This window comes from Acetobacter sp. AAB5, assembly GCF_050106715.1.
GTDB classification, from domain to species: Bacteria; Pseudomonadota; Alphaproteobacteria; order Acetobacterales; family Acetobacteraceae; genus Acetobacter; species Acetobacter oryzifermentans.
Genome location: NZ_JBNIEW010000002.1, coordinates 278,445 through 299,444, shown reverse-complemented (window position 1 = coordinate 299,444; position 21,000 = coordinate 278,445). Strand labels below are relative to the sequence as shown.

At 55.8% G+C, this 21,000-nt stretch carries 20 protein-coding genes; 11 read left to right on the top strand and 9 right to left on the bottom strand.

The features are described 5' to 3' along the window. Positions 1 to 73: 73 nt before the first annotated feature. Positions 74 to 1,192, top strand: coding sequence for a S1C family serine protease (locus tag ACP7IZ_RS03590; protein WP_426847861.1), 1,119 nt, complete (start codon positions 74 to 76; stop codon positions 1,190 to 1,192). A gap of 18 nt (positions 1,193 to 1,210) precedes the next feature. On the opposite strand, the gene ACP7IZ_RS03585 is transcribed toward ACP7IZ_RS03590, so the two are convergent. Further along, on the bottom strand, positions 1,211 to 2,065 hold the full coding sequence (locus ACP7IZ_RS03585; protein WP_426847860.1) for an aldo/keto reductase: 855 nt from the start codon (positions 2,063 to 2,065) through the stop codon (positions 1,211 to 1,213). Positions 2,066 to 2,171: 106 nt separating this feature from the next. Between ACP7IZ_RS03585 and ACP7IZ_RS03580 the strand changes: the two genes are divergently transcribed. Beyond that, positions 2,172 to 2,618: a DNA polymerase III subunit chi gene (locus ACP7IZ_RS03580; RefSeq protein WP_006116279.1), complete on the top strand. Its 447-nt coding sequence runs from the start codon at positions 2,172 to 2,174 to the stop codon at positions 2,616 to 2,618. Positions 2,619 to 2,679: 61 nt separating this feature from the next. Here the strand turns inward: ACP7IZ_RS03580 and ACP7IZ_RS03575 are convergent, their stop codons facing one another. Then, positions 2,680 to 4,164, bottom strand: a complete 1,485-nt coding sequence (locus ACP7IZ_RS03575; RefSeq protein ID WP_426847858.1) for a leucyl aminopeptidase — start codon at positions 4,162 to 4,164, stop codon at positions 2,680 to 2,682. A gap of 144 nt (positions 4,165 to 4,308) precedes the next feature. Here ACP7IZ_RS03575 and cysQ point away from each other — a divergent pair, with 144 nt between their 5' ends. The 4 genes from cysQ to ACP7IZ_RS03555 all read left to right on the top strand — a co-directional run bounded on the left by cysQ (position 4,309) and on the right by ACP7IZ_RS03555 (position 8,215). Beyond that, positions 4,309 to 5,079, top strand: coding sequence for a 3'(2'),5'-bisphosphate nucleotidase CysQ (cysQ, locus tag ACP7IZ_RS03570; RefSeq protein ID WP_170315309.1), 771 nt, complete (start codon positions 4,309 to 4,311; stop codon positions 5,077 to 5,079). An 89-nt stretch (positions 5,080 to 5,168) separates the two neighbouring features. Then, a complete protein-coding gene (locus tag ACP7IZ_RS03565; RefSeq protein ID WP_426847857.1) occupies positions 5,169 to 6,170 on the top strand; it encodes an L-threonylcarbamoyladenylate synthase in 1,002 nt (333 codons plus the stop codon). Continuing rightward, a complete protein-coding gene (locus tag ACP7IZ_RS03560) occupies positions 6,167 to 6,730 on the top strand; it encodes a hypothetical protein (RefSeq protein ID WP_426847856.1) in 564 nt (187 codons plus the stop codon). The genes ACP7IZ_RS03565 and ACP7IZ_RS03560 overlap by 4 nt, the downstream gene beginning before the upstream one ends. A gap of 15 nt (positions 6,731 to 6,745) precedes the next feature. Then, positions 6,746 to 8,215 (top strand): FAD-binding oxidoreductase, encoded by a 1,470-nt coding sequence (locus ACP7IZ_RS03555; protein ID WP_426847855.1) that lies wholly within the window; start codon positions 6,746 to 6,748, stop codon positions 8,213 to 8,215. A gap of 90 nt (positions 8,216 to 8,305) precedes the next feature. Here the strand turns inward: ACP7IZ_RS03555 and ACP7IZ_RS03550 are convergent, their stop codons facing one another. From ACP7IZ_RS03550 to ACP7IZ_RS03540, 3 genes are all read right to left on the bottom strand, one after another. Beyond that, a complete protein-coding gene (locus ACP7IZ_RS03550) occupies positions 8,306 to 8,773 on the bottom strand; it encodes a hypothetical protein (RefSeq protein ID WP_063353717.1) in 468 nt (155 codons plus the stop codon). 33 nt (positions 8,774 to 8,806) lie between these two features. Beyond that, positions 8,807 to 9,463, bottom strand: a complete 657-nt coding sequence (locus ACP7IZ_RS03545) for a hypothetical protein (RefSeq protein ID WP_426847854.1) — start codon at positions 9,461 to 9,463, stop codon at positions 8,807 to 8,809. A 275-nt stretch (positions 9,464 to 9,738) separates the two neighbouring features. Continuing rightward, positions 9,739 to 10,305 (bottom strand): cob(I)yrinic acid a,c-diamide adenosyltransferase, encoded by a 567-nt coding sequence (locus tag ACP7IZ_RS03540; protein WP_426847853.1) that lies wholly within the window; start codon positions 10,303 to 10,305, stop codon positions 9,739 to 9,741. 79 nt (positions 10,306 to 10,384) lie between these two features. Here ACP7IZ_RS03540 and ACP7IZ_RS03535 point away from each other — a divergent pair, with 79 nt between their 5' ends. Next, entirely contained in the window at positions 10,385 to 10,834 is a 450-nt protein-coding gene (locus ACP7IZ_RS03535) for a DUF423 domain-containing protein (protein WP_426847852.1), read from the top strand. Beyond that, on the top strand, positions 10,831 to 11,805 hold the full coding sequence (locus ACP7IZ_RS03530) for an SAM-dependent methyltransferase (RefSeq protein ID WP_426847851.1): 975 nt from the start codon (positions 10,831 to 10,833) through the stop codon (positions 11,803 to 11,805). Before ACP7IZ_RS03535 ends, ACP7IZ_RS03530 begins: the two co-directional genes overlap by 4 nt. 62 nt (positions 11,806 to 11,867) lie before the next feature. Here ACP7IZ_RS03530 and ACP7IZ_RS03525 read toward each other — a convergent pair whose 3' ends face one another. Continuing rightward, complete coding sequence (locus ACP7IZ_RS03525) at positions 11,868 to 12,155, bottom strand: hypothetical protein (RefSeq protein ID WP_426847850.1); 288 nt, start codon at positions 12,153 to 12,155, stop codon at positions 11,868 to 11,870. An 8-nt stretch (positions 12,156 to 12,163) separates the two neighbouring features. After that, positions 12,164 to 12,736 carry a hypothetical protein gene (locus ACP7IZ_RS03520; RefSeq protein ID WP_426847952.1) on the bottom strand — a complete coding sequence of 191 codons (573 nt, stop codon included), beginning with the start codon at positions 12,734 to 12,736 and terminating at the stop codon, positions 12,164 to 12,166. 98 nt (positions 12,737 to 12,834) lie between these two features. Here ACP7IZ_RS03520 and ACP7IZ_RS03515 point away from each other — a divergent pair, with 98 nt between their 5' ends. Beyond that, a complete protein-coding gene (locus ACP7IZ_RS03515; RefSeq protein WP_426847849.1) occupies positions 12,835 to 13,098 on the top strand; it encodes a DUF1653 domain-containing protein in 264 nt (87 codons plus the stop codon). Positions 13,099 to 13,133: 35 nt separating this feature from the next. Here the strand turns inward: ACP7IZ_RS03515 and acs are convergent, their stop codons facing one another. Next, entirely contained in the window at positions 13,134 to 15,056 is a 1,923-nt protein-coding gene (gene acs, locus ACP7IZ_RS03510; RefSeq protein WP_426847848.1) for an acetate--CoA ligase, read from the bottom strand. Between the two features lie 217 nt (positions 15,057 to 15,273). After that, entirely contained in the window at positions 15,274 to 15,708 is a 435-nt protein-coding gene (locus ACP7IZ_RS03505) for a DUF4148 domain-containing protein (protein ID WP_089178720.1), read from the bottom strand. A 541-nt stretch (positions 15,709 to 16,249) separates the two neighbouring features. On the opposite strand from ACP7IZ_RS03505, the gene ACP7IZ_RS03500 reads away from it, so the two are divergent. Both ACP7IZ_RS03500 and putA read left to right on the top strand, forming a co-directional pair. Further along, complete coding sequence (locus ACP7IZ_RS03500) at positions 16,250 to 16,963, top strand: GntR family transcriptional regulator (protein WP_426847847.1); 714 nt, start codon at positions 16,250 to 16,252, stop codon at positions 16,961 to 16,963. 109 nt (positions 16,964 to 17,072) lie between these two features. Then, on the top strand, positions 17,073 to 20,798 hold the full coding sequence (gene putA / locus ACP7IZ_RS03495) for a bifunctional proline dehydrogenase/L-glutamate gamma-semialdehyde dehydrogenase PutA (protein WP_426847846.1): 3,726 nt from the start codon (positions 17,073 to 17,075) through the stop codon (positions 20,796 to 20,798). Positions 20,799 to 21,000: the final 202 nt, after the last annotated feature.

The window sequence follows — 21,000 nt, the reverse complement described above, 5'->3', positions numbered from 1 at the left end:
CGTATAGCCGGTTGCATAAAGCAGATAATCCGGGCCACAAGTTTGTAATGTCTGGAGCTTTATTGCCATTTCCATGAAGATGCTTCTACGGAACCTGCCTGCACTGGCCGTAGCCTGCTTTTCCCTTCAGGAAACAGGCGCGCATTACTCAGCACAGGCTGCAACACTCCCGACATTCGAGCCCGCTGTACCGCTTGTTTCTGGCGGCCCTATCAGCTTTGCGCCTTTGGTGCGCAAGGTTGTGCCCGCTGTTGTTAATATTTCCGTTACGCGAGATTCAGATACCAGCGCCAAACACAAGCTGCCATCCACCGTTAAAGGCACCCCGCTGGAAAAACGTTACCGCGAACGCATGCGCCGCCATCGGGATGAACTGCTTGGGGCAGGTTCGGGCTTTATTATAGACCCCGAAGGCACCATTGTGACTAATGGCCACGTGGTGGAAGATGCAGATAAAATTACCGTTGCCCTTGCTAGTGGTAAGGAATTTACCGCTACGCTGGCAGGCATAGATAACCTAACGGATATTGCCGTTATCAAAATCAGCTCCCCACAGCCTCTGCCCTATGTCACATGGGGTGATAGCAGACAGGTGCAGGTGGGAGATTGGATTATGGCTGCGGGCAACCCGTTTGGCTTGGGCTCATCTGTTACCGCTGGTATTGTTTCAGCCCGTGGGCGCGATATTGGCACCAGCCCGTTTGATGATTTTCTGCAACTGGATGCCCCCATAAACCCCGGTAATTCTGGCGGTCCCACGTTTAACCTTGCCGGGCAGGTGGTGGCGCTCAACACTGCCATTGTTTCCCCCACTGGCGGATCTGTGGGGCTTGGATTTTCCATCCCCTCCGAAATTGTTATCCCCATTGTGGAAACACTGCGGCAGGCCGGGCATATTGAGCGCGGCTGGCTGGGCGCCACGCTGGAAGATATTATGACCCATAACGGCACGCAGGTTACAGAAGTGGACCGCAACGGCCCCGCAGCCAAAGGCGGGCTGAAAAAAGGCGATATCATTGTGGGCATGAACAATGAGCACGTAGAAACCGCACGTGCCATGATACGCGCCGTGGCTTCTGCCAAGCCGGGGCTGGATGCCCAGTTAAACGTATTACGTAATAACCAGCCAATAACCCTTACCATCCACATTGGCCGCCGCCCTAAATGGGAGGACGGCAACGGGGGCAAATAGCCCCCACACTCCGGCTTTTTAGATCATATCCAGTGGTGTTTTTTTGGTGGGCGGCGGAAACGCTGCATCCAACTGAGCCAGATCCTGCCCTGTGAGCTCAATGGTCTGCGCAGCCAAATTCTGCTTCATATGCTCGTGCGAGGCAGCTTTGGGAATGGCCAGTACATTGTTCTGGCGTAGCACCCATGCCAACGCAATTTGTGCCGGTGTGGCTGGGCCAAGCACCGTACTGTGCCTGCTGGCAATATCTGCCAGAACCGGGCTTTTAAGCAGTTCCTGCCCCTGCCCGATGGGGGAATACGCCATGGTGACAATCTTGCGCCGATAATCCGTTTTCAGCAGATCATATTCCACGCCGCGATGTTCCAGATTGTAAAGCACCTGGTTGGCAACACATTCCCCAATGCGGGAACAGCCATCCAGTTCATACACATCATCCGTATCAAAGTTTGAAACACCCCAATGGCGAATCAAGCCTTCTTTTTGCAGCTTTTTGAATGCTTCTATCGTTTCGCCCAACGGCACACCGCCCCGCCAGTGCAGAAGGTACAGGTCTATCCAATCTGTTCCCAAGCGGCGCAAAGATTTCCGGCAGCTTTCCGCCACACCTTGGGTAGATGCGTTTGAGGGCAATACTTTGGTAACCAGAAAAACCTTTTTGCGGTAGGGATAGATGGCCTCACCCACCACACTTTCGGAGCGGCCATTGCCGTACATTTCGGCTGTATCCACCACCTGCACACCGTTCAGCACGGCATAGCGCAGGCTTTCCACTTCCTCTGGCCAACGGGCGGGGTCTTCACCCATATTCCATGTGCCCACCCCTAAAGCGGGTAGAACAGTACCATCGGCCAGCGTTACTGTGTTTGCCATTGCGCCGGTTCTCCTTTGCAAAACAGGCGGCTTATCTGCCTGTTAATTTTCTAAACGCGCTCAATCAGCCTTCTGCCCGCAGGTAAGGCTGGATATACTAACACGTATGACACAGATTGGTTTTTACCACCTTACGCGCACAAGCGTGACCGAGGCACTGCCCAAACTGCTGGCCCGCACACTGGCCAGCGGGCAAAAAGCCGCTGTGTGGTGCGCCAGCAAGCCCATGCTGGATGATCTGGATAAAACCTTGTGGAAGGTTACAACCCCAACATGGCTGCCACATGGGCGCGAAGGCATTGCCTGCCCGGATTTGCAACCTATCTGGCTGAGTATGGGGGAAGATGCCCCCAATGCCGCACGCTTTCTCTTTTTGCTGGAAAACCGCAGCTTTCCCGATCTGGCAGATTTTGAACGGGTGTTTGACCTGTTTGACGGACATGATGAGGAAGCCGTAGCCGCCGCGCGCACCCGCTGGAGTGCCGCCAAAGCCGCCGGGCATGAACTGGCTTATTGGCGGCAGGAAGAAAAAGGCTGGAAACGCGCCCGATAAGTTCACCGTAACGCCCTTCCAGCCTTTGGTATCATACCAACTGCTTTATATTACAGCGGGTTCAGTCTTTTGGTTCGTATTCGTAGCCATCACGCACAAAGCGATCGAGCAGACGCACACCAAAGCCCGTAGCCCCTTTGGGCTGACCATTCTGCGCCTTGGATGCCCAAGCCACACCGGCAATATCCAGATGCGCCCAAGCTGTTTCACCCACAAAGCGCTTCAGGAACTGCGCTGCGGTAATGGAACCACCGGCACGGCCACCGCTGATGTTCTTCATATCCGCGATATCGGATTTTAGCTGGGCATCGTACTCCTTGCCCATAGGCATACGCCACAGCTTTTCACCCGCAAACGCGCCAGCATCTGCAAGGCCCGCTGCAAGCTGATCATTATTGGAGAACAGGCCCGCATATTCGTGCCCAAGGCTGACAATAATGGCCCCGGTAAGCGTTGCCAGATCCACCATAATCTGTGGTGCAAAACGTTCACGCGCATACCAAAGAATATCTGCCAGCACCAAGCGGCCTTCGGCATCGGTATTCAGCACTTCAATGGTCTGGCCAGAGGCACTGCGCACCACATCGCCAGGGCGCTGGGCAGTGCCGGACACCATGTTTTCCACCAGCCCCACAACACCAACAGCGTTCACCTTGGCTTTACGCCCGGCCAGTGCTGTCAGCAGGCCGGTTACCGTAGCGGCACCTGCCATATCCCACTTCATGTCTTCCATGCCAGCGGCAGGTTTGATGGAAATACCGCCGGAATCAAACGTTACACCCTTGCCAATAAAGGCCAGCGGGGCTTCATCTTTGTTGGCAGCACCATTCCAGCGCAGGATAACGGTGCGCGGTTCGTTCGCACTGCCCTGTGCCACACCCAGCAGCGCACCAAAGCCCAGCTTTTCCATGGCTGCGCGGTCCAGCACTTCCACTTCCAGGCCCAAGCTTTTCAATGTGGTGGCGCGCTCTGCAAATTCTACCGGATTCAACACGTTTGCAGGTTCGGTTACCAGATCACGCGTCAGCACCACACCACGGGCTACGGCGGCAAGAGAGGGCCATGCTTCATTTGCGGCATCTACGTGGTCTGTCAGAACAGAAAGCACGGCAAGCCGATGGTTTTTGCTGGCATCTGGCGCACCATGATACAGCCCAAAGTGGTAAGCCCCCAGCACAGCACCCTGTGCAGCGTGCGCGGCCAGCACGCCAGACAGATCACCCACTGCCAGCGTGGCCTGCTCATCCCGACCAAGGCGAGATGCCGCTGCACCCCCGGCCTTTTCTGCGGCCCAGGCATCTACAGCTTCCGGCTTGCCAATGCCAATCAGCACCACGCGCTCAAACGCAGCAGATGGCGCCAGCACAACGCAGGCGGTGCCTTCCTTGCCTGTAAAATCATCCGCTTTGGCGGCACGGGTTAGCGCGCCATTGGTGGCTTTATCGGCTTCCTGAAAAATGGCAGAGCGCTTTTCCCCTTCCGGCACCAAAATGGCCAGAGCGCCACCGGCTGGCAGCGTAGCGGAAGAAAACTTGATCTGAAGCATGGTGTTTACTGCCCTTTCTGTAAACTCATTCTTCCTTGCGTACGTCTCCCCCGGCGGCTTGGCAATAGGAAGCCCGCGGGTGCATGACATGCGCTTGCAATTGTAGGCATGACGCAGCCCGCGTGCTGGCGTATGCTAGGCGGCATGACAAGCCATACCGATGCCGACCTTCTGGCCCTAGCCGCCAGACTGGCCGATGAAGCTGCTGAAATTATTCGTACAATTCGTGCGCGCGGCTTTGAAACCATAACCAAAACCGATTCTTCCCCCGTAACGGAGGCAGACCACGCAGCAGAAGCGCATATTCTGCGCGGCCTGCGGGCGGCAACGCCGGATATTCCCGTTATTGCGGAAGAAGAGGTGGCCGCTGGCAAACAGACCGCTGTAGCCCCCGCCTACTGGCTGGTGGACCCGCTGGACGGCACGCGTGAATTTGCCGCCGGGCGTGATGATTTTACCGTAAATATCGGTCTGGTGCGTGATGGCCAGCCGGTGTTGGGTGCAATGGCGCTGCCTGCTTACCATCAGCTTTACACAGGCGGTGTCGGTTTGGGCGCACACCGCACAGATAAAAACGGCACGCAGCCCATTCATGTGCGTAAAGCCCCGGCAGAAGGGCTGACTGTTCTGGCCTCTCGCCATCATGCGGATGATAAACGGCTGGCGGAATATCTGAACGGCCGCCCGGTGGCCAAGCTGGGCAATATTGGTTCTGCCGTAAAATTTGCCCGCGTGGCCGAAGGGCTGGTAGATTTGTACCCACGCCTTGGCCCCACCATGGAATGGGATACCGCAGCCCCGCAGGCTATTGTAGAAGCCGCTGGCGGAAATATTACGCTACTGGATGGATCTCCGCTGGTTTATGGCAAAACGGGCTGGAAAAATCCGCCATTTGTCTGTACCGGAACGCTGTAAACCCATTACGCTGCACTTTGGCCAACCTTATGCGCAGGCTGGCCAATGCAGCAAACAGGCCGCCCCTTTTGCTGCCATTACAGAGACGTATGACTGACCTTCTGGACGCCTCCTCCTCTGGCCTTCAAACAGCCGCCCGCATCCTGCGCGAGGGTGGCTTGGTGGCGTTTGGAACAGAAACAGTTTACGGCCTTGGCGGAGATGCCACGCAGCCCCAAACCGTGGCCCGAATTTTTGAGGCCAAAAACCGCCCGCGCTTTAACCCGCTTATCAGCCATTTTGCAGATGCACAGGCAGCTTTTACGCAGGTTACCGCCAACCCGCTTGCGCATAAATTAGCGCACATGTTCTGGCCCGGCCCGCTTACGCTTATTCTGCCCCGCGCGCCCCACAGCACCGTAAGTGATCTGGCAGCCGATGGCCTGCCCACCTTGGCCGTGCGCGTGCCTAAAGGGCAAACCGTGCAAGCTTTGCTCAAGCTGGCGCAACGCCCCATTGCGGCCCCTTCCGCCAACCGTTCCGGCCGCATCAGCCCCTCCGATGCAGCCCATGTGCTGGAAGAACTGGATGGCCGTATTGATGCCGTGCTGGATAGCGGCCCCTGCCAAGTTGGTGTGGAAAGCACCGTGCTGGATATTTCCAACCCTGAACGCCCCACCCTCTTGCGCCCCGGCGGCATAACACTGGAAGCCTTGCAGGCTGTATGCGGCACCATTTTTATGCCAGAAACAGAGGTGGATGCCGCCCCGGCATCTCCCGGCAGAATGCTTTCACATTACGCGCCGCACCTTCCCGTTCGGCTCAACGCAGTTGATGTTGCGCCAGATGAAGCCTTGCTGGCCTTTGGCAACACGCAGCCCAACGGCGCGCCTCTAAGCTGGAACCTGAGCGAAAGTGGTAATCTGGAAGAAGCCGCCGCACGTCTGTTTACCGGCCTGCGGACGCTGGACAAGCAAGGCCAGAACCTTCACCTACGCGGCATTGCAGTGCAGCCTATTCCGCCCCACGGGCTTGGGCTTGCCATACAGGACCGGCTGAACCGTGCGGCAGCACCACGCCCTACCCTGCCCCCGGAAGACTTGCCCGCATGAGCGATATTGACCCCAAAGAACTGAAAATTCTTTCGGATATTCTGGCACTGGTGCTGGAAGATCAGCCGGGCCAATCCGCCACTGCGCTGGAAGCCTTGCGTAGCCGGGCCAAACGCAACGCCACCACAGGCGGCGCGCTTAAAAACCTGTTCCAGACCATTGCAGCAGACCCCGAAAAGGCCAAACCCGCGCGGGCCAGCAAAACACGGGCCAGCAGCCGCGCTTCAGCCACCAAAGCACAGACAGATATGTCTGATACCTATCGCGCCCAGTTGCAGGAACTGCGAAACAACATTGTTTCTTTGGATCGGAAACTGCGCAGCGCCAATGCCCAGAACGAAACCCTTAAATCTGAGCTGTATCTAACCCTGCAAGCCCGCGCAGAAATGCAGGCCCAGATGGCGCAGATGCAAAGCTTGGGCCAGTATCAACGCCGTATGACCATAGTGATTGCCACTGTTGCCGGGCTTTTGGCTGGCATTGCGGGGGCGGAACTTTATCATTCCTTTTTTCCACCGCACATTAATGCTGCGTCAGAAAACGCCCGTTACCTTTACTGATGTTTTCTTTATTTTGTGTGTTCACCCTTTTTGCAGGAACCCGCGCCTATGCCTGAAAACGCCGCCCTTCCCCAACCCCTGCATGATGCCCTTTTACAGCTTCTGGGGCCTACAGGCCTGCTGACAAAGGCTTCGGATGTAGATCCGTTCTGCATAGATTGGCGTGCGCTTTACCATGGCAAATGCGCTGCTGTTCTGCGCCCAGCCAACACAGAAGAATGTGCAAAAGCTGTTGCCCTGTGTCAGCAACACAACGTGCCCATGGTGCCACAAGGTGGCAACACCAGTATGGTTGGCGGCGCAACGCCAGATAACACCGGCAAGGCTGTTGTTATTTCCACCACCCGCATGACGCGTATTCATGACATTGACCACGCTGATCTCACCATGACGGTAGAAGCTGGCGTAACGCTTAAAGCCGCGCAGGATGCCGCCGCAAAGGAAGGGCTGCTGCTGCCGCTTTCCATTTCATCTGAAGGCTCTGCCGATATTGGGGGTATTCTGGCCACCAATGCTGGCGGCAACAACACTGTACGCTACGGCAACGCGCGTGAACTGGCATTGGGGCTGGAAGCCGTAATGCCCGATGGCAATGTGCTGAACCTGATGCGCAAGCTGCGCAAGGATAACACCGGCTACGCCTTACGCCAGCTTTTGGTTGGATCTGAGGGCACGCTGGGTATTATCACGCAGGCTATTATTCAGCTTCAACCAGCCCCCCGTTCGCGCGAGACAGCTTTGTGTGCCGTAGCGGATGCCAAGGGTGCGCTGGATCTGTTTGCGGCGTTCCGCAAGCAGGACCCTTCTGCCATTCAGGCTTTTGAGTTCATGTCCGGCACCAGCATGGCGCTGGTTAACAAGTTGATTGAAGGTGCACCGCTGCCATTAAGCGAACCCGCACCCGCTTACGCGCTGGTAGAATTAGGCAGCCCACGCGCAGATGATAGCCTGCGTTCCCTTATGGAAGAAGTGCTGGGCACAGCGCTGGAAGACGGTTTGGTAACAGATGCCGTGCTGGCAGAAAGTGAAGCACAGCGCCAAAGCCTATGGATGATTCGTGAGGAACATGCAGAAGCCCAGAAACGTGCCGGGGCATCTGTTAAAAACGATGTATCCGTGCCTCTGGCCGCTATTCCGACCTTTATAGATGAAGCCACCAAAGCGTGCGAAGCGCTTATTCCCGGTATTCGGGTGGCACCGTTTGGGCATATTGGGGATGGTAACATCCACTTTAATCTGGTGCAGCCCGAAGGCGCAGACCCCAAGGCGTTTCTGGCGCAGGACCATGCCATGATGGACACTGTGGCCGCAATTGTGCGCAAACTTGGCGGTTCTTTCTCTGCCGAGCACGGTGTAGGCCAGCTTAAAACTTACATGATGCCATCATGGCGCGGCGGCGCGGAACTGGAAACCATGCGCCGTATCAAAAATGCGCTGGACCCCAAAAACCTGATGAACCCGGGCAAGGTTTTTCCCGCAGCCTGAAAAATAATCAGGCACTCTGTATAATAAAAAGGGCGGCCAATTCAATAGTCGCCCTTTTTATTACTTGAACAGATATTCCAGACTACAGAATTATCTACGGATTTTTAAAAAATCCATGGCAGGGTAGCGTAACGCCAAAAGCTGCAAAATAAACGCAGGCAACACCACAAGCCCCGGATCAAACCCCACCAGCACCATGGCGGCAAAGGTAAAAACCGGCGCCAGATTACGTTCCATACGTGCGCCATCTGGCGTGCCACATGCCATAAGAGAGCACGCGCCCCCTACCACCAGCAATGCGGCAGCAGAAGCAGCCCGGAACGGATGGGCCATCATATCTGGCACCAATCCGCCCTGCATGGTTTCCAGAGAGGACATATCAGACGACCATCCCGCCAGCCCGAACAAAAAGCTGAACGGCAGGATAAGCACGCCAAAAATATCCTTCAACAGGGCCAGAAAGCCCATAACAAGAGGCGGCAGCAACACACAGGCCACCCCTACGGCAATATCCGCCACCAGCAACACCAACGCTGGCGTGACAGGAGGATTCCTCACGCAGAGTGTCTTTTTACAAACAGAAGCAGAGTGTTAATCCTTCCACCATTTAACAGGCTGCGGTTCATCTTCAACCACGTCTTCCTTTGCCAGTTCATACTGGCGGCGCGGGCGGCCACGCGGTTTGGCTTCCACTTGGCGCTTCAGGCTGGTGATTTCTTCATCACGTTCTGCCACCTGCCGGTTTGCAGCCCGAAGCTGGCGGCCTGTTTCAGCCAGTTCCGCTTCCTGCTCCGCCACTTTGGCTTTCAGCTCACGCACCATCATATCGGCGTGGCCTTTTTGGGTTTGCAGGGCACGCTGTGCAGCCTGCACTTCACCCAATTGGCGTTCCATTTCTTCCACACGCAGCTTTTCTTCTGCCACCAAACGGCGCAGACGAGAAACTTCGCTGTTTTCTTCTTCAGAAAAATGAACAGCGCGAGATGTTGTAGGGGTGCGGGGGGCTGCAACCGTGCGGGGCGTAATACGGGCCAGAGAATGCTTTTCTACCGGCACTTCGCCATCACGCACAAATCTTCGCCGCTTGTTGCCTGTGGCATCTGCCGCAGGCCGAGGGGCGGACGGCGCAGACCGCCCTTTGTGAGATGCGCCAAGCCGTTCCAGCGCATTGCGCATGGAAGCTTCTTCCAGCCCTTCATCCCGTTCTCTATCGGCATCCAAGGGTGGCATAAAAGATGTTGTATTCATAAATCTGGAAGTCACTTTAAGAAAAATGGTCTGTTGATACAGTTCTTAAGCATTCCATCAGCCGTTATATTCTGGCATTTGCCCGTGCGATATCCAACACGGTTCCAGCCAATCCTTCATGATGCTTTGCAGCAGACATGAGACCACACATTACAAACGGACAGACAGAATTATTACACACGTTTTATAATGTGTTTTTGTTCTTACTAGACAGTATTATCATGTCTCCCCTGCCATGTTCAAGCACAAGACAGGGGTTTTCATCAGGTTTTCTCTTATTTTTCGGGAATCCATACCAGATCGGTCTGCCCATCTGCATTAAAGTGACGCGCCAGAACAAAAAAGTAATCAGATAACCTGTTCATGATCTGTAGCAGAACAGGATTGATTGTTTCTTTCTCAGCCAGCGCCACCATGCGCCGTTCTGCCGCACGTGCCTGCGTGCGCGCCAGATGCGCCCACGCTGCGGGAACAGACCCACCGGGCAACACAAAACTTGTGAGAGGCTTTTGGGCAGCCCGCAACTGCTCCACCCATTCTTCCAGTTTTAAAACAGCACTTTCGTGCATACGCTTGGCGCGGGCAGCCTTTGGGCCTTCCTCTGGCTGGCACAAATCTGCCCCCATATCAAACAGCATGTTCTGCACAGCAGCAAGCTGGCTTACCACAGCGCTATCTTGTGGTGCATGGGCGCGCACAAGGCCGGTTATGGCGTTCACTTCATCCAACGTGCCCAAAGCTTCTATGCGTGCACTGCTTTTTTGAACGCGCGCGCCATTGCCCAAAGATGTCTGCCCACTATCTCCACCGCGCGTGACGATACGATCCAGCCTGATGCTCATGTTTTAGATTTTCCTGCTCTCATTTTTGCATAATGTGCCACCACAATTTGGCGCAACTTTATAAAGGCCAACGCAGGAAATGGCCGGGCATGTTGCCTTTCCTGTTTTCCATTACGGCGGCTGCGCCTATACAGCAGAACTTATGTCCTTTTCACTTCTTCTTCCGCGCCTGTGGCGCATATGCGGGGGCCTTCTGGCCGCTACCGGCACCGTTATGGGCGCGCTTACCGCCCACCTGCCAGATTCGGCCTTTGCTGCCGGTGGCCGCGTTATGGCCCATAGCGGCATGGAAATGCAGATGTGGCAAGGCATTGCCCTTGTTGCGCTGGGCCTTACAACCAAACCCCAAGCTGGCCGTATATTGCTGGCAGGTGGGTGCGGGCTGGTGCTGGGCACGCTGCTGTTTTGCGCAGGCGTGTATTACACAGCCTTTACCGGCCACCATGCAGCCCATGTTGCCCCTACGGGTGGCAGTTTGCTGATTCTTTCCTGGCTACTGCTTTCCATTGGCTGGATGTGCCGAGCATGAGCACCATTCGCACAGCATGGCTTGCCGCCGATGGCCTGACATCCGTTTTAGAAGCTGATCTGGCATGGCGCGGCGTGACAATTGACCGCTGGCATGGCCGTTTAGCACTTTCCAGCAGCAAACCCGTATATTCCCCTTGGGCGCTGGATATCTGGCTGAACCCACAGGTGGTAGAGATAACCTCTATCCGCAATGCCGCAGATACTTTGCGGGCTATTCAGCGCAACTGGAGCCTGTATGCGGTTGATCACTTTCGGCGCACCGCGCTGATTACAGACAAACTGCCTCCGGTTAAAGCGGCGCCACTGGTGTTTCCCACACTGCCGCCCACCAGCCCCTTGGGTGCATGGACGCTGCTGGATACCAACACGCTGCTTTTTTCTGCGCGCAAAACCAGCCCGTTTGTAAATGGTGCACCGCAATTTGTAGAAAACCGCACCGGCCCACCTTCCCGCGCCTATCTGAAATTATGGGAAGCCTGCACGCGCCTTGGCCGCTGGCCCACGCCGGATGAGCGTTGTTATGATCTGGGTGCGACACCGGGCGGATGGACATGGGCCATTGCCAACCTTGGAGCACAGGTAACAGCGTTTGACCGCGCACCGCTGGACCCCAAAGTGGCCGCCATGCCGGGCGTATCCTTCCAGCAGGCCAGCGCCTTTGGTTTGGAGCCCGAAAAACTTGCTGCGGTGGACTGGATGTTTTCAGACATCATTGCCTACCCACAGCGCCTTTTACGGCTTACGCAAAACTGGATTACCTCTGGCAGCACCAACAACATTGTGCTGACGGTGAAGTTTCAGGGTGAAACCGACCATGAAATTGTTGCTGCGTTTGAGGCCATTCCGGGTGGCAGCTTGGCGCATCTGGCCCATAACAAACATGAGCTGACATTTTTCTGGAACAAAACAGCCGCAGCCGAAAACAGGCCCACATTAGCGGGCACAAACCTGGCGGAAGAAACCGCGTAAACCATACGCCAAACGTGCCGCCTGATACCTCACCCCAGATAAGGCCCGCTTTCGAACGGGCGTTATCTGGCCCGCCTGCGCCACCATTTTTCCAGCACCTGCACCAGCAAAACAGCCAGAATAAAGCAGCCCAGCATCAACCCGATAGAAACGGCATTTTGGGTGCGGGCCTGCCCATCACCAGCCAGAAGTTGCAACAGGTGCGTGCCAGCCTGCCCACCCGTAACGGAATCAAATTTGGGCAGCAGCGCCAAGCCGCCGCGCAAAAGGGCAATGAGCACCACGGTAATTACCACCGTGGCCAGTGTTTTTAGCGCCGTATAGGCCAAACCGGGTTGAGGTGCTGGCACTTTAAAAATTACCGGGTTGTGGACTTACCGTGTTTGCGCATTTGCGCCTGATGCTGCTCGATAGAATCTTTCAGCCCCGGTACATCCTGCGCCACAATGGTATCTACATAGGTGTTGTTCTTCCAGACCCAGCGGTCTGTGCCATCCACCACAATATCCTTCATCCCCCCGTGGGAGGTGGACATCAGCTCAATTGGCCCGCTAACGGAATCCAGAATTTTGTCCCAATCATTCCCGCGCTTCAGATACACATCTGTTGAACACCCAGCAGAGCCGCACAGGCTGGCAGATTGCACCTGCACAAACAGCGCCATGCTGCCGCCACTGGTGCCAAGTGGGGCAGAGCCAATCAATACCAATGGTTTTTCCTTATGCCGGGCGGCGGCAGCCATATCCTCGGCATTCAGGCGGCGGGCTTCCTTGTCCAGCGATGTTCCGGGCTGACTTGTGAGCACAACCGGCGCACCACCAGCGGGGCTACGGGCCGCAGCCGCATGATGCGTGCGCTTGGATGTATGCGCATGCGTTTTGGTATGGCCCGTGGTTGTGGCGTGGCCGGGATTAACGCAAAACAGAAACATAAAGCCAGTTAACGCCTGACACAGCACAACACGATGGTTCAAAAGTGCGCTCCTTCCGCAACACAGGATCATAACCTACCCAGCAGGATATCCCGATCATGATAGAACATAACCAGAATAAAGCAGATACCCAAGTGCCAGAAATGCCCTGCCCCGGTCTTTATAAACATTACAAGGGCGGACTTTATACTGTGATCTGCACAGGCCGCCACAGTGAAACCGAAGAATGGCTTGTAACCTACCGCAGTGAAGCACGAGGAGATTACTGGGTGCGCCCCCTTGCCATGTGGCAGGAAAGTGTAAACGGCGCGCCACGCTTTGCGTTGCTTAAAGCTGCCAAGATGGCAGAAACCGGGGCATAAGCGCCCCGGCTATGTGTATATTAAGGCCCGGTTAATCAGCTATTCTGCTGGGCAACCAGCTTTATCAGCTCGGCCACAATATCCGGATCTGCCAAGGTGGACAGATCCCCCATATTTTCCAGATCATTAGCTGCAATTTTGCGCAACAGACGCCGCACAATTTTGCCCGAACGTGTTTTGGGCAGATCCGGCACAACGTAAATTTTTTCTGGCACCGCATAGCGGCCCACACCTGCTGCCACGGCCTTGTTTACGGCTGTGGCATCAAACGCGCCCTCCGCCTTGGGCACCACAAACACCACAAGGGCCTGCCCTTTCAGATCATGCGGCACACCAACAGCCGCACTTTCCACCACGGCATGATCTTCGGCCACGGCATCTTCAATTTCCGCCGTGCCAATGCGATGGCCAGATACGTTCACCACATCATCCACGCGGCCGGTAATCCAGTAATAGCCGGTGGCATCCCGCCGCGCACCATCGCCAGAGAAATAATGCCCTGGGCATGTGGTGAAATAGGTTTTACGGAAACGTTCGTGGTCCTGCCATAACGTCATGGCCTGTCCGGGCCAAGATTGTGCAAGGCACAGCAGGCCTTCGCCCTCGCCTTCAATATCCTGCCCCTTGGTATCTGTAAGCGTAACAGCAACACCCGGCAAAGGCAGCCCGGCGGCCCCCGGCTTGCCCGCAACATTCTGGGCGCAGGCGGTAATCATCACGCCGCCAGTTTCTGTCTGCCACCATGTATCGGCCACCGGGCAGGCATTGCGCCCCACTTCCGTATAAAACCACTTCCATGCTTCCGGGCTAATCGGCTCACCCACCGTGCCCAGCACACGCAGGCTGGACAAAGAGCGGCTTTGCACCACGGCATCATCTTCCCGCATGGCAGCACGAATAACTGTGGGAGATGTATAGAAAACCGAAACCTGGTTCTGGTCTATAACATCCCACCAGCGGCCGGGCTGCGGCCATGATGGCAGGCCTTCATATACAAGAATGGTGCCGCCATTTACCAAGGGCCCATACACAACATAGGTGTGGCCGGTAATCCAGCTTGTATCCGCCGTGCACCAGAACACATCATTGGGTTTGGCATCAAACACCATTTCATGCGTGAAAGAGGCCCACACCAAATACCCACCCGTGCTGTGTACCAACCCTTTGGGGCGGCCAGTGCTGCCAGATGTGTAAAGCAGAAACAGCGGATCACACGCGTTCATAACTTCTGGCGGGCAATCCGGTATTTCAAGCGCCACTTCTGCTGTGTAGGACAGATCCCGCCCTTCTTGCATCGGCACATCGGCACCCGTTACAGGCACCACCAGCACGTTGCGTACAGTGCTTTCTGCCCCGCACAACTTTATGGCGTCATCCATTGTAGCTTTGCTGGGGATTTGCTTGGGCCCTCGGCGCGCCACGTCTGCGGTAATAACCACCAGGGCGCCACTGTCCTTTAGGCGTTCGGCCAGCCCTTCGGCAGAAAAACCACCAAACAGCACCACATGCACAGCCCCAATGCGGGCGCAGGCCAGCATGGAAATAACCCCTTCCGCCACCATAGGCAGATGGATGGCCACGCGGTCTCCCTTTTTTACGCCCAAGCGGCGCAGCACATTGCCCAAGCGGCATACGCGGGCATGCAGTTCTCGGTATGAAAGTACCTCGCGGTGCCCATCTTCCTGCCCCTGCCAGATCAGGGCCGCGTTATCGGGCTGATACAGAACGTGCCGATCAAGGCAGTTTTCTGCCGCATTCAGCTGCCCGTCTTCATACCAAGAAATACGCACATCGCCTGTAAAATCAGAGCGGGAGGCCTGCATCGGTTGCGTATGCCACGCAAGCCGTTGCGCTTGAGCAAGCCAGAATTCCTCCGGATCACGTTGCGCCCGCTGCACAAGATCCTGATACCGATCAGAAACGGGGTTATCCGTTGCGGGGAAAAACGCATCTACCACTCTGTCTGGCCCTTTCGGCTTCTGTTGTTCTTGTTACGAAACAGAACTGGTTTGACCATATTGCACGCCAGCATGAAAGACCCTGCGCCCTATGAACACTAAATTAAAGTGCGTTCATACAGAAAAAGGGCCAGCCACCTGTGTGACTGACCCTTCCATCATGCCGTGTTCAGCGTGATCCGGCCTTATCAAGAAAACCGGAATAACAGCCTTGTGCTTACAGAGAAGCCTTGGCCCGTTCCAGAACAGCCTTACAGGTTTTCTGGCGCACTGGCAGAACAGCCATGGCAATGGTGTAGGTGTGGTTGTTGGCATGCAGCAGACCAGCAGAACCGTTGGCGTAAGACATATTGCCTTCCTGCCCTTCTGGCACGGCGTTGGTCTTTTTGTTGTATTCCTGCAGCGTGCGCCAGCCATCGTCGTAATCAACGTATTCGTTCTGCACACAGTAGTTCAGCAGGCCAGCATTTTCTGCCGGATCAATGGAACCAACAAAGCCAGACGGATCTACATCTGTCAGGCGGGATGTATCTCCGGCGCGTGTTACGGGCGCATCTGTATTTTCCTGCGCATGGGCAGACACAGCAGCCCCTGCCAGCAGAGATGTGGTGAGGGCAAGCGCCGACAGGGCACGTACGGCAATCAGTTTCATTCAGAATCTCCCTAGCGGAATATGCCTCAAACTGCCCTGTATCTGCCTGAAAGATCAAGCAGCCCCATTGCGCACCCCGCACATGGCAGACCACAGATATATCAGGGTTTTTCCACAACCCCTGCCCCAAGGCTTGTCTTGCGCGCGGCCCGTGCCTGCCTTTGCGCAGCACCAACAGCCCAAGCCCCGCCAGCTTGCCCCCGCATGGCAAAGATACGAATATTGATGAATCTGCCTCACTTTTCTCAATTCACCCACAACACAAAAAGCCTGATTTTTGTGAACTTCCCTGTTGCGCCTCTGTAAGATGTGCGGAGTATCTGGAGCTGCTTCTTTGTGTTATAACAAACTGTGCAGAAGGTGTTATTTGTGCTTTCTTTCACCCGTCACGCCAGATCACGATCTAGTGAGTGTCTGGGCAAAGCTGGGCCTTCCACCCAAATATACGCCTAACTTTCACCGAAAATTGGACAGCCAGCCAGCCAGCAGGGTACAACGTTAACTTGTATCGAAAAAGAAACGACAAGCGGGAACACAAGGCATGCTGCCAGCCAGCCTTTTTGCAAGCACGGAAATAACAGGCCACGGCACCGCTTCTGAAACCATATGCGATGCCCTGCGCCGCGCCATTCTGGAAGACCAGATTCAGCCCGGCCAGCCTCTGCCACAATCTGAACTGGCAAGTGGCTTTGGTGTTAGCATTATTCCTGTGCGCGAGGCCCTGAAACATCTGGAAGCCGAAGGGCTTGTTACCTTCATGCCCAATAAAGGGGCGATGGTGATTGGCATGAATGAGGCGGATATTCTGGAATACTCCCAGATTCGTGCCATTTTAGAGGAACGCGCCGCCGCAGAAGGTGTGCGCAACATGACGCGCGTTGATTTTGCCCGTGTAGAAGATGCGTATGAGGCCTTTGTAGAAGGTGTGCATGGCCCTTCTGGCCGTATTCGCTCTGGCGCACTCAACCGTGCTTTTCATAATTCCATTTACGCCTCGGCCCGCAGCCCGCGCCTGCTGGAAATGATAGAAGACCTGCACGTGCGGCTTGATCGCTATATTCGGGGGCATCTGGTGATAGAGGGCCGCAAGGATATTACAGATCTGGAACACAAGGCGATTCTGGATGCCTGCCGCAACCGCGATGCCGATTTATGCGCAAAGCTTACACGCGCACACATTCTGGAAGCCGCTGCTATTTCCATAGATGTGTTTCGCAGCCGAAAAGCCGCCAAAACCGCCGCAACAGGCACCTGATTTCCTCTCACGGAAATTCACAAAAACCTCAGCGCTACAGGTCGGGTTTAAAGAGCGGAACACCTCTGCATTTCCGGATAATATATTATGTTGCAAATCATATATTATCATGCAAGGAGGGAATAATCATTATGAAGCCAAAACTACCTGCACACTCGGCAGGCCCGGTTCTGGCTCACCAATCCGGAATGAAAAGCCCATGTCATCCACAGACACGTTCGCTCCTGATTTTGCATCCCGCACCCCACTTCGGCAGGCTATTATTAAAGCCATGCGCCGCCCCGAAGCCCAGTGCGTGGAAACCCTGACACCAGATGCCACATTAACAGAGGCCGAAAACGGCAGCGTAGCCACTATGGCCTCTCAACTGGCCGAGGCCCTGCGTGCACGCCGCAGCCCGGGGCTGGTGGAAACGCTGGTGCAGGAATTCTCTCTTTCCTCCACCGAGGGCGTGGCCCTGATGTGTCTGGCCGAAGCGCTGCTGCGTATTCCCGACATGGCCACGCGCGATGCGCTGATTCAGGACAAGATTGGTGAAAGCAACTGGCTTTCTCATGTTGCACGCGGCAAGCCTTTGTTTGCCAACGCTGCCGCATGGGGGCTGGCGCTTACCGGCAAACTTGTAACCGATCATGATGAAGGCACGCTTGCCAGCTCTCTGCTCAACTTTGCAGAACGCACATCCAAACCCATTATCCGCAAGGCCGTAGATGCCGCCATGCGCCTGATGGGCGAACAGTTTGTGCTGGGCCAGACTATTGATCAGGCCCGTAAAAACAGCGCCAAGCTGGAAGCTATCGGTTTTTCCTATTCCTACGATATGCTGGGCGAGGCCGCGTTTACCGCGCATGATGCTGAACGCTACCGGCAGGATTACATCAACGCCATTAACACCATTGGCCGCAGCGCAACCGGCAACAATGTGTATGACCGGCCCGGCATTTCCATCAAACTCTCCGCCCTGCACCCACGCTATGCCCGCGCGCAGTATGACCGCGTTATGGGTGAACTGCTGCCAGTGGTGCAGGAACTCACGCTGCTGGCTCGCAAATACGATATCGGCCTGAACATTGATGCGGAAGAAACAGAACGTCTGGATGTTTCTTTAGATATTCTAGAAGCCCTGTGCGCCACACCGGGGTTGGAAGGCTGGAACGGCATTGGGTTTGTGGTGCAGGCTTACGGCAAGCGCTGCCCATATGTGCTGGATTACATTATTGATCTGGCCAAACGCACCAACCGCCGCATTATGGTGCGTTTGGTAAAAGGCGCTTACTGGGATAGCGAAATCAAGAAGGCCCAGGTTGAGGGCATGGCGGATTTTCCCGTTTATACCCGCAAATGCCACACGGATATCAGCTACATTGCCTGCGCCCGCAAACTGCTAAACGCGCGTGATGTCATTTTCCCGCAGTTTGCCACACATAACGCCCGCACGCTTTCCACCATTTACACTTTGGCGGGTGAACAGTTCGAGCTTGGCTCTTACGAATTCCAGTGCCTGCATGGCATGGGTGAACCGCTATACAAACAGGTTGTGGGGGCAGACAAGTTCAACCGTCCGTGCCGCATTTATGCACCTGTTGGCACGCATGAAACCCTGCTGGCTTACCTTGTGCGCCGCTTGCTGGAAAACGGTGCAAACTCCTCCTTTGTCAATCAGATTGGAGATAGCGCCATTCCGCTGTCATCCCTGATTGAAAACCCCATTGATGTGGCCCGCCGTTACACACCTTACGGCGCACCGCACACAGAAATCCGCAACCCGCGTGATCTGTTTGCGCCCGAACGCACCAATTCCGCAGGGGTGGATCTGGCGGATGACAAAGTGCTGTCTGCACTGGCCACCGGTATTAAAGATGCCCCGCAAACGTGGGAAGCCACGCCAATGGTTGTGGGTGTAAAAAAGAAAGGCACTTTCCGCCCTGTTACCAACCCGGCAGACCGGCGCGATGTCGTGGGCAAAGTGTCTTACGCCACGCCAGATGTTGTAACAAAAGCTGTGGACGCCGCACAAAAAGGCCAGCAGGATTGGGCTAACCGCAGCCCGGCAGAACGCGCAGACATTCTGCAAAAAGCCTCTGACATTCTGGAAGAACGCACAGATGATCTTCTGGCGCTTCTGGGGCGTGAAGCTGGGAAATCCCTCCCCAACGCGGTAGCGGAAGTGCGCGAGGCTGTAGACTTCCTGCGCTATTACGGCGCCACCATCCGGCGGGATTTTGATAACACCACCCACAAGCCGCTAGGTATTGTCACCTGCATTAGCCCGTGGAACTTCCCGCTGGCCATCTTTATCGGCCAGATTGCCGCAGCCCTTGCGGCGGGCAACGTTGTGCTGGCCAAACCGGCAGAAGAAACACCGCTTGTTGCCGCCGTGGCTGTGGGCATTTTGCAAGAAGCAGGCGTACCCCCCGCAGCCCTGCAACTGCTCACGGGGGAAGGTGACGTAGGCGCTGCTGCCGTGGCGGATGAGCGCGTAATGGGTGTGATGTTCACGGGTTCCACTACCGTGGCGCAGATTATCAACCGCCAGCTTCTGGAACGCCGCACAGCCACCGGCCAGCCCGTGCCATTTGTGGCCGAAACCGGCGGCCAGAACGCCATGATTGTGGATTCCTCCGCATTGGCAGAACAGGTTGTGGCCGATGTTCTGGCCTCGGCTTTTGATAGCGCAGGCCAGCGCTGCTCCGCCCTGCGCGTTCTGTGTGTGCAGGAAGATTGTGCAGACCACATTCTGGCCATGCTGCGTGGTGCTATGCGCGAACTGCGCATTGGCAACCCCGCGCATCTTTCCTGCGATGTCGGCCCGGTGATTACCGAAGAAGCCGCAGCCAACATTACCGCACACGTTAACGCCTTTAAGGCCCGCAAGGCTCCGGTTATGGCGCTGCCCGTGCCAGAAGCCTGCGCCAACGGCAGCTACGTGCCACCCACGCTGATTGAGGTGCTGAACATTCGGGAAATTGGGCCAGAAGTATTTGGCCCCGTGCTGCATGTTCTGCGTTTCCAGCGTGACAAGTTGGAAGAACTGCTGCTGGAAATTAACGATACCGGCTACGGGCTGACATTCGGCCTGCATACTCGGTTGGATTCCACAATCAAAAGCGTGCTTTCGCAAGTTGAGGCTGGCAATCTTTACGTCAACCGCAACACCATTGGCGCAGTTGTGGGCGTGCAGCCTTTTGGCGGGCGTGGCCTTTCTGGCACCGGCCCCAAGGCAGGTGGCCCGCTTATTCTGCGCCGTCTGTTATCCGCAGCACCAACTGTGGCACAAATTGTGCGTGGCCGTACCACGCCAGAAATGGCGCAGTGGACAGACTGGCTGCGTGAAAAGGGTGAAAGCAAAGCCGCGCAGGTTGCTGGCCATCTGGCACGCCTGCCGCTGGTGGGGGGAGAAATCACCCTGCCCGGCCCAGTGGGGGAACAGAACATCTACCGCCTGAGCGCACGCGGCAATGTGCTATGTGTGCCCATTACGCTGGCCGGGTTGTATGATCAGGTCTCTCTGGCGCTGGCTGGTGGCAATACGGCACTGGTGCTGGCCGAAGAAGAACTGACCGAATGGTTGGATAGACTGCCAGATATTCTGCGCCAAGCTATTCGCCCGGTGGCCAGTGCAACGGCCCTGCCCTGCTCTATCCTGCTGGGAGAGGACGATAACGCTATCTTCCGCAGTGCGCGCAAAACACTGGCCGAAGCCAATGGCCCCATTGTTTCTGCCTTTGTAACAGGCCAGAGACTGCCTTCTGTTGAAGTGGTGCTGGAGGAGCAATCTCGTAGCATCAACACCACCGCAGCGGGTGGCAATGCCAGCCTGATGACGCTGAACTAATCAGCCTGCACTTTACAAACCAGGCCCTCGGCGTTTTGTGCGCCGGGGGTTTTGTTTGTACGGCTGTGCCACCTGTTTGGGGCATGGCACCTCTTACAAGAGATCATCTTTTCGTGAGCGGAGATGATGATATAACGCGCATCCTTCTATTACAAAACGCGTATAAAACCCCTCTTTTCATTCTTTTTCTTTAGAGGAGAAA

Bases quoted from the DNA above. Each gene is read 5' to 3' on its own strand.
- ACP7IZ_RS03590 (WP_426847861.1), top strand. From the start codon at position 74: ATGAAGATGCTTCTACGGAACCTGCCTGCACTGGCCGTAGCCTGCTTT.
- ACP7IZ_RS03585 (WP_426847860.1), bottom strand. From the start codon at position 2,065: ATGGCAAACACAGTAACGCTGGCCGATGGTACTGTTCTACCCGCTTTA.
- ACP7IZ_RS03580 (WP_006116279.1), top strand. From the start codon at position 2,172: ATGACACAGATTGGTTTTTACCACCTTACGCGCACAAGCGTGACCGAG.
- ACP7IZ_RS03575 (WP_426847858.1), bottom strand. From the start codon at position 4,164: ATGCTTCAGATCAAGTTTTCTTCCGCTACGCTGCCAGCCGGTGGCGCT.
- cysQ (WP_170315309.1), top strand. From the start codon at position 4,309: ATGACAAGCCATACCGATGCCGACCTTCTGGCCCTAGCCGCCAGACTG.
- ACP7IZ_RS03565 (WP_426847857.1), top strand. From the start codon at position 5,169: ATGACTGACCTTCTGGACGCCTCCTCCTCTGGCCTTCAAACAGCCGCC.
- ACP7IZ_RS03560 (WP_426847856.1), top strand. From the start codon at position 6,167: ATGAGCGATATTGACCCCAAAGAACTGAAAATTCTTTCGGATATTCTG.
- ACP7IZ_RS03545 (WP_426847854.1), bottom strand. From the start codon at position 9,463: ATGAATACAACATCTTTTATGCCACCCTTGGATGCCGATAGAGAACGG.
- ACP7IZ_RS03540 (WP_426847853.1), bottom strand. From the start codon at position 10,305: ATGAGCATCAGGCTGGATCGTATCGTCACGCGCGGTGGAGATAGTGGG.
- ACP7IZ_RS03535 (WP_426847852.1), top strand. From the start codon at position 10,385: ATGGCCGGGCATGTTGCCTTTCCTGTTTTCCATTACGGCGGCTGCGCC.
- ACP7IZ_RS03530 (WP_426847851.1), top strand. From the start codon at position 10,831: ATGAGCACCATTCGCACAGCATGGCTTGCCGCCGATGGCCTGACATCC.
- ACP7IZ_RS03520 (WP_426847952.1), bottom strand. From the start codon at position 12,736: ATGTTTCTGTTTTGCGTTAATCCCGGCCACGCCACAACCACGGGCCAT.
- ACP7IZ_RS03515 (WP_426847849.1), top strand. From the start codon at position 12,835: ATGATAGAACATAACCAGAATAAAGCAGATACCCAAGTGCCAGAAATG.
- ACP7IZ_RS03505 (WP_089178720.1), bottom strand. From the start codon at position 15,708: ATGAAACTGATTGCCGTACGTGCCCTGTCGGCGCTTGCCCTCACCACA.
- ACP7IZ_RS03500 (WP_426847847.1), top strand. From the start codon at position 16,250: ATGCTGCCAGCCAGCCTTTTTGCAAGCACGGAAATAACAGGCCACGGC.
- putA (WP_426847846.1), top strand. From the start codon at position 17,073: ATGCAAGGAGGGAATAATCATTATGAAGCCAAAACTACCTGCACACTC.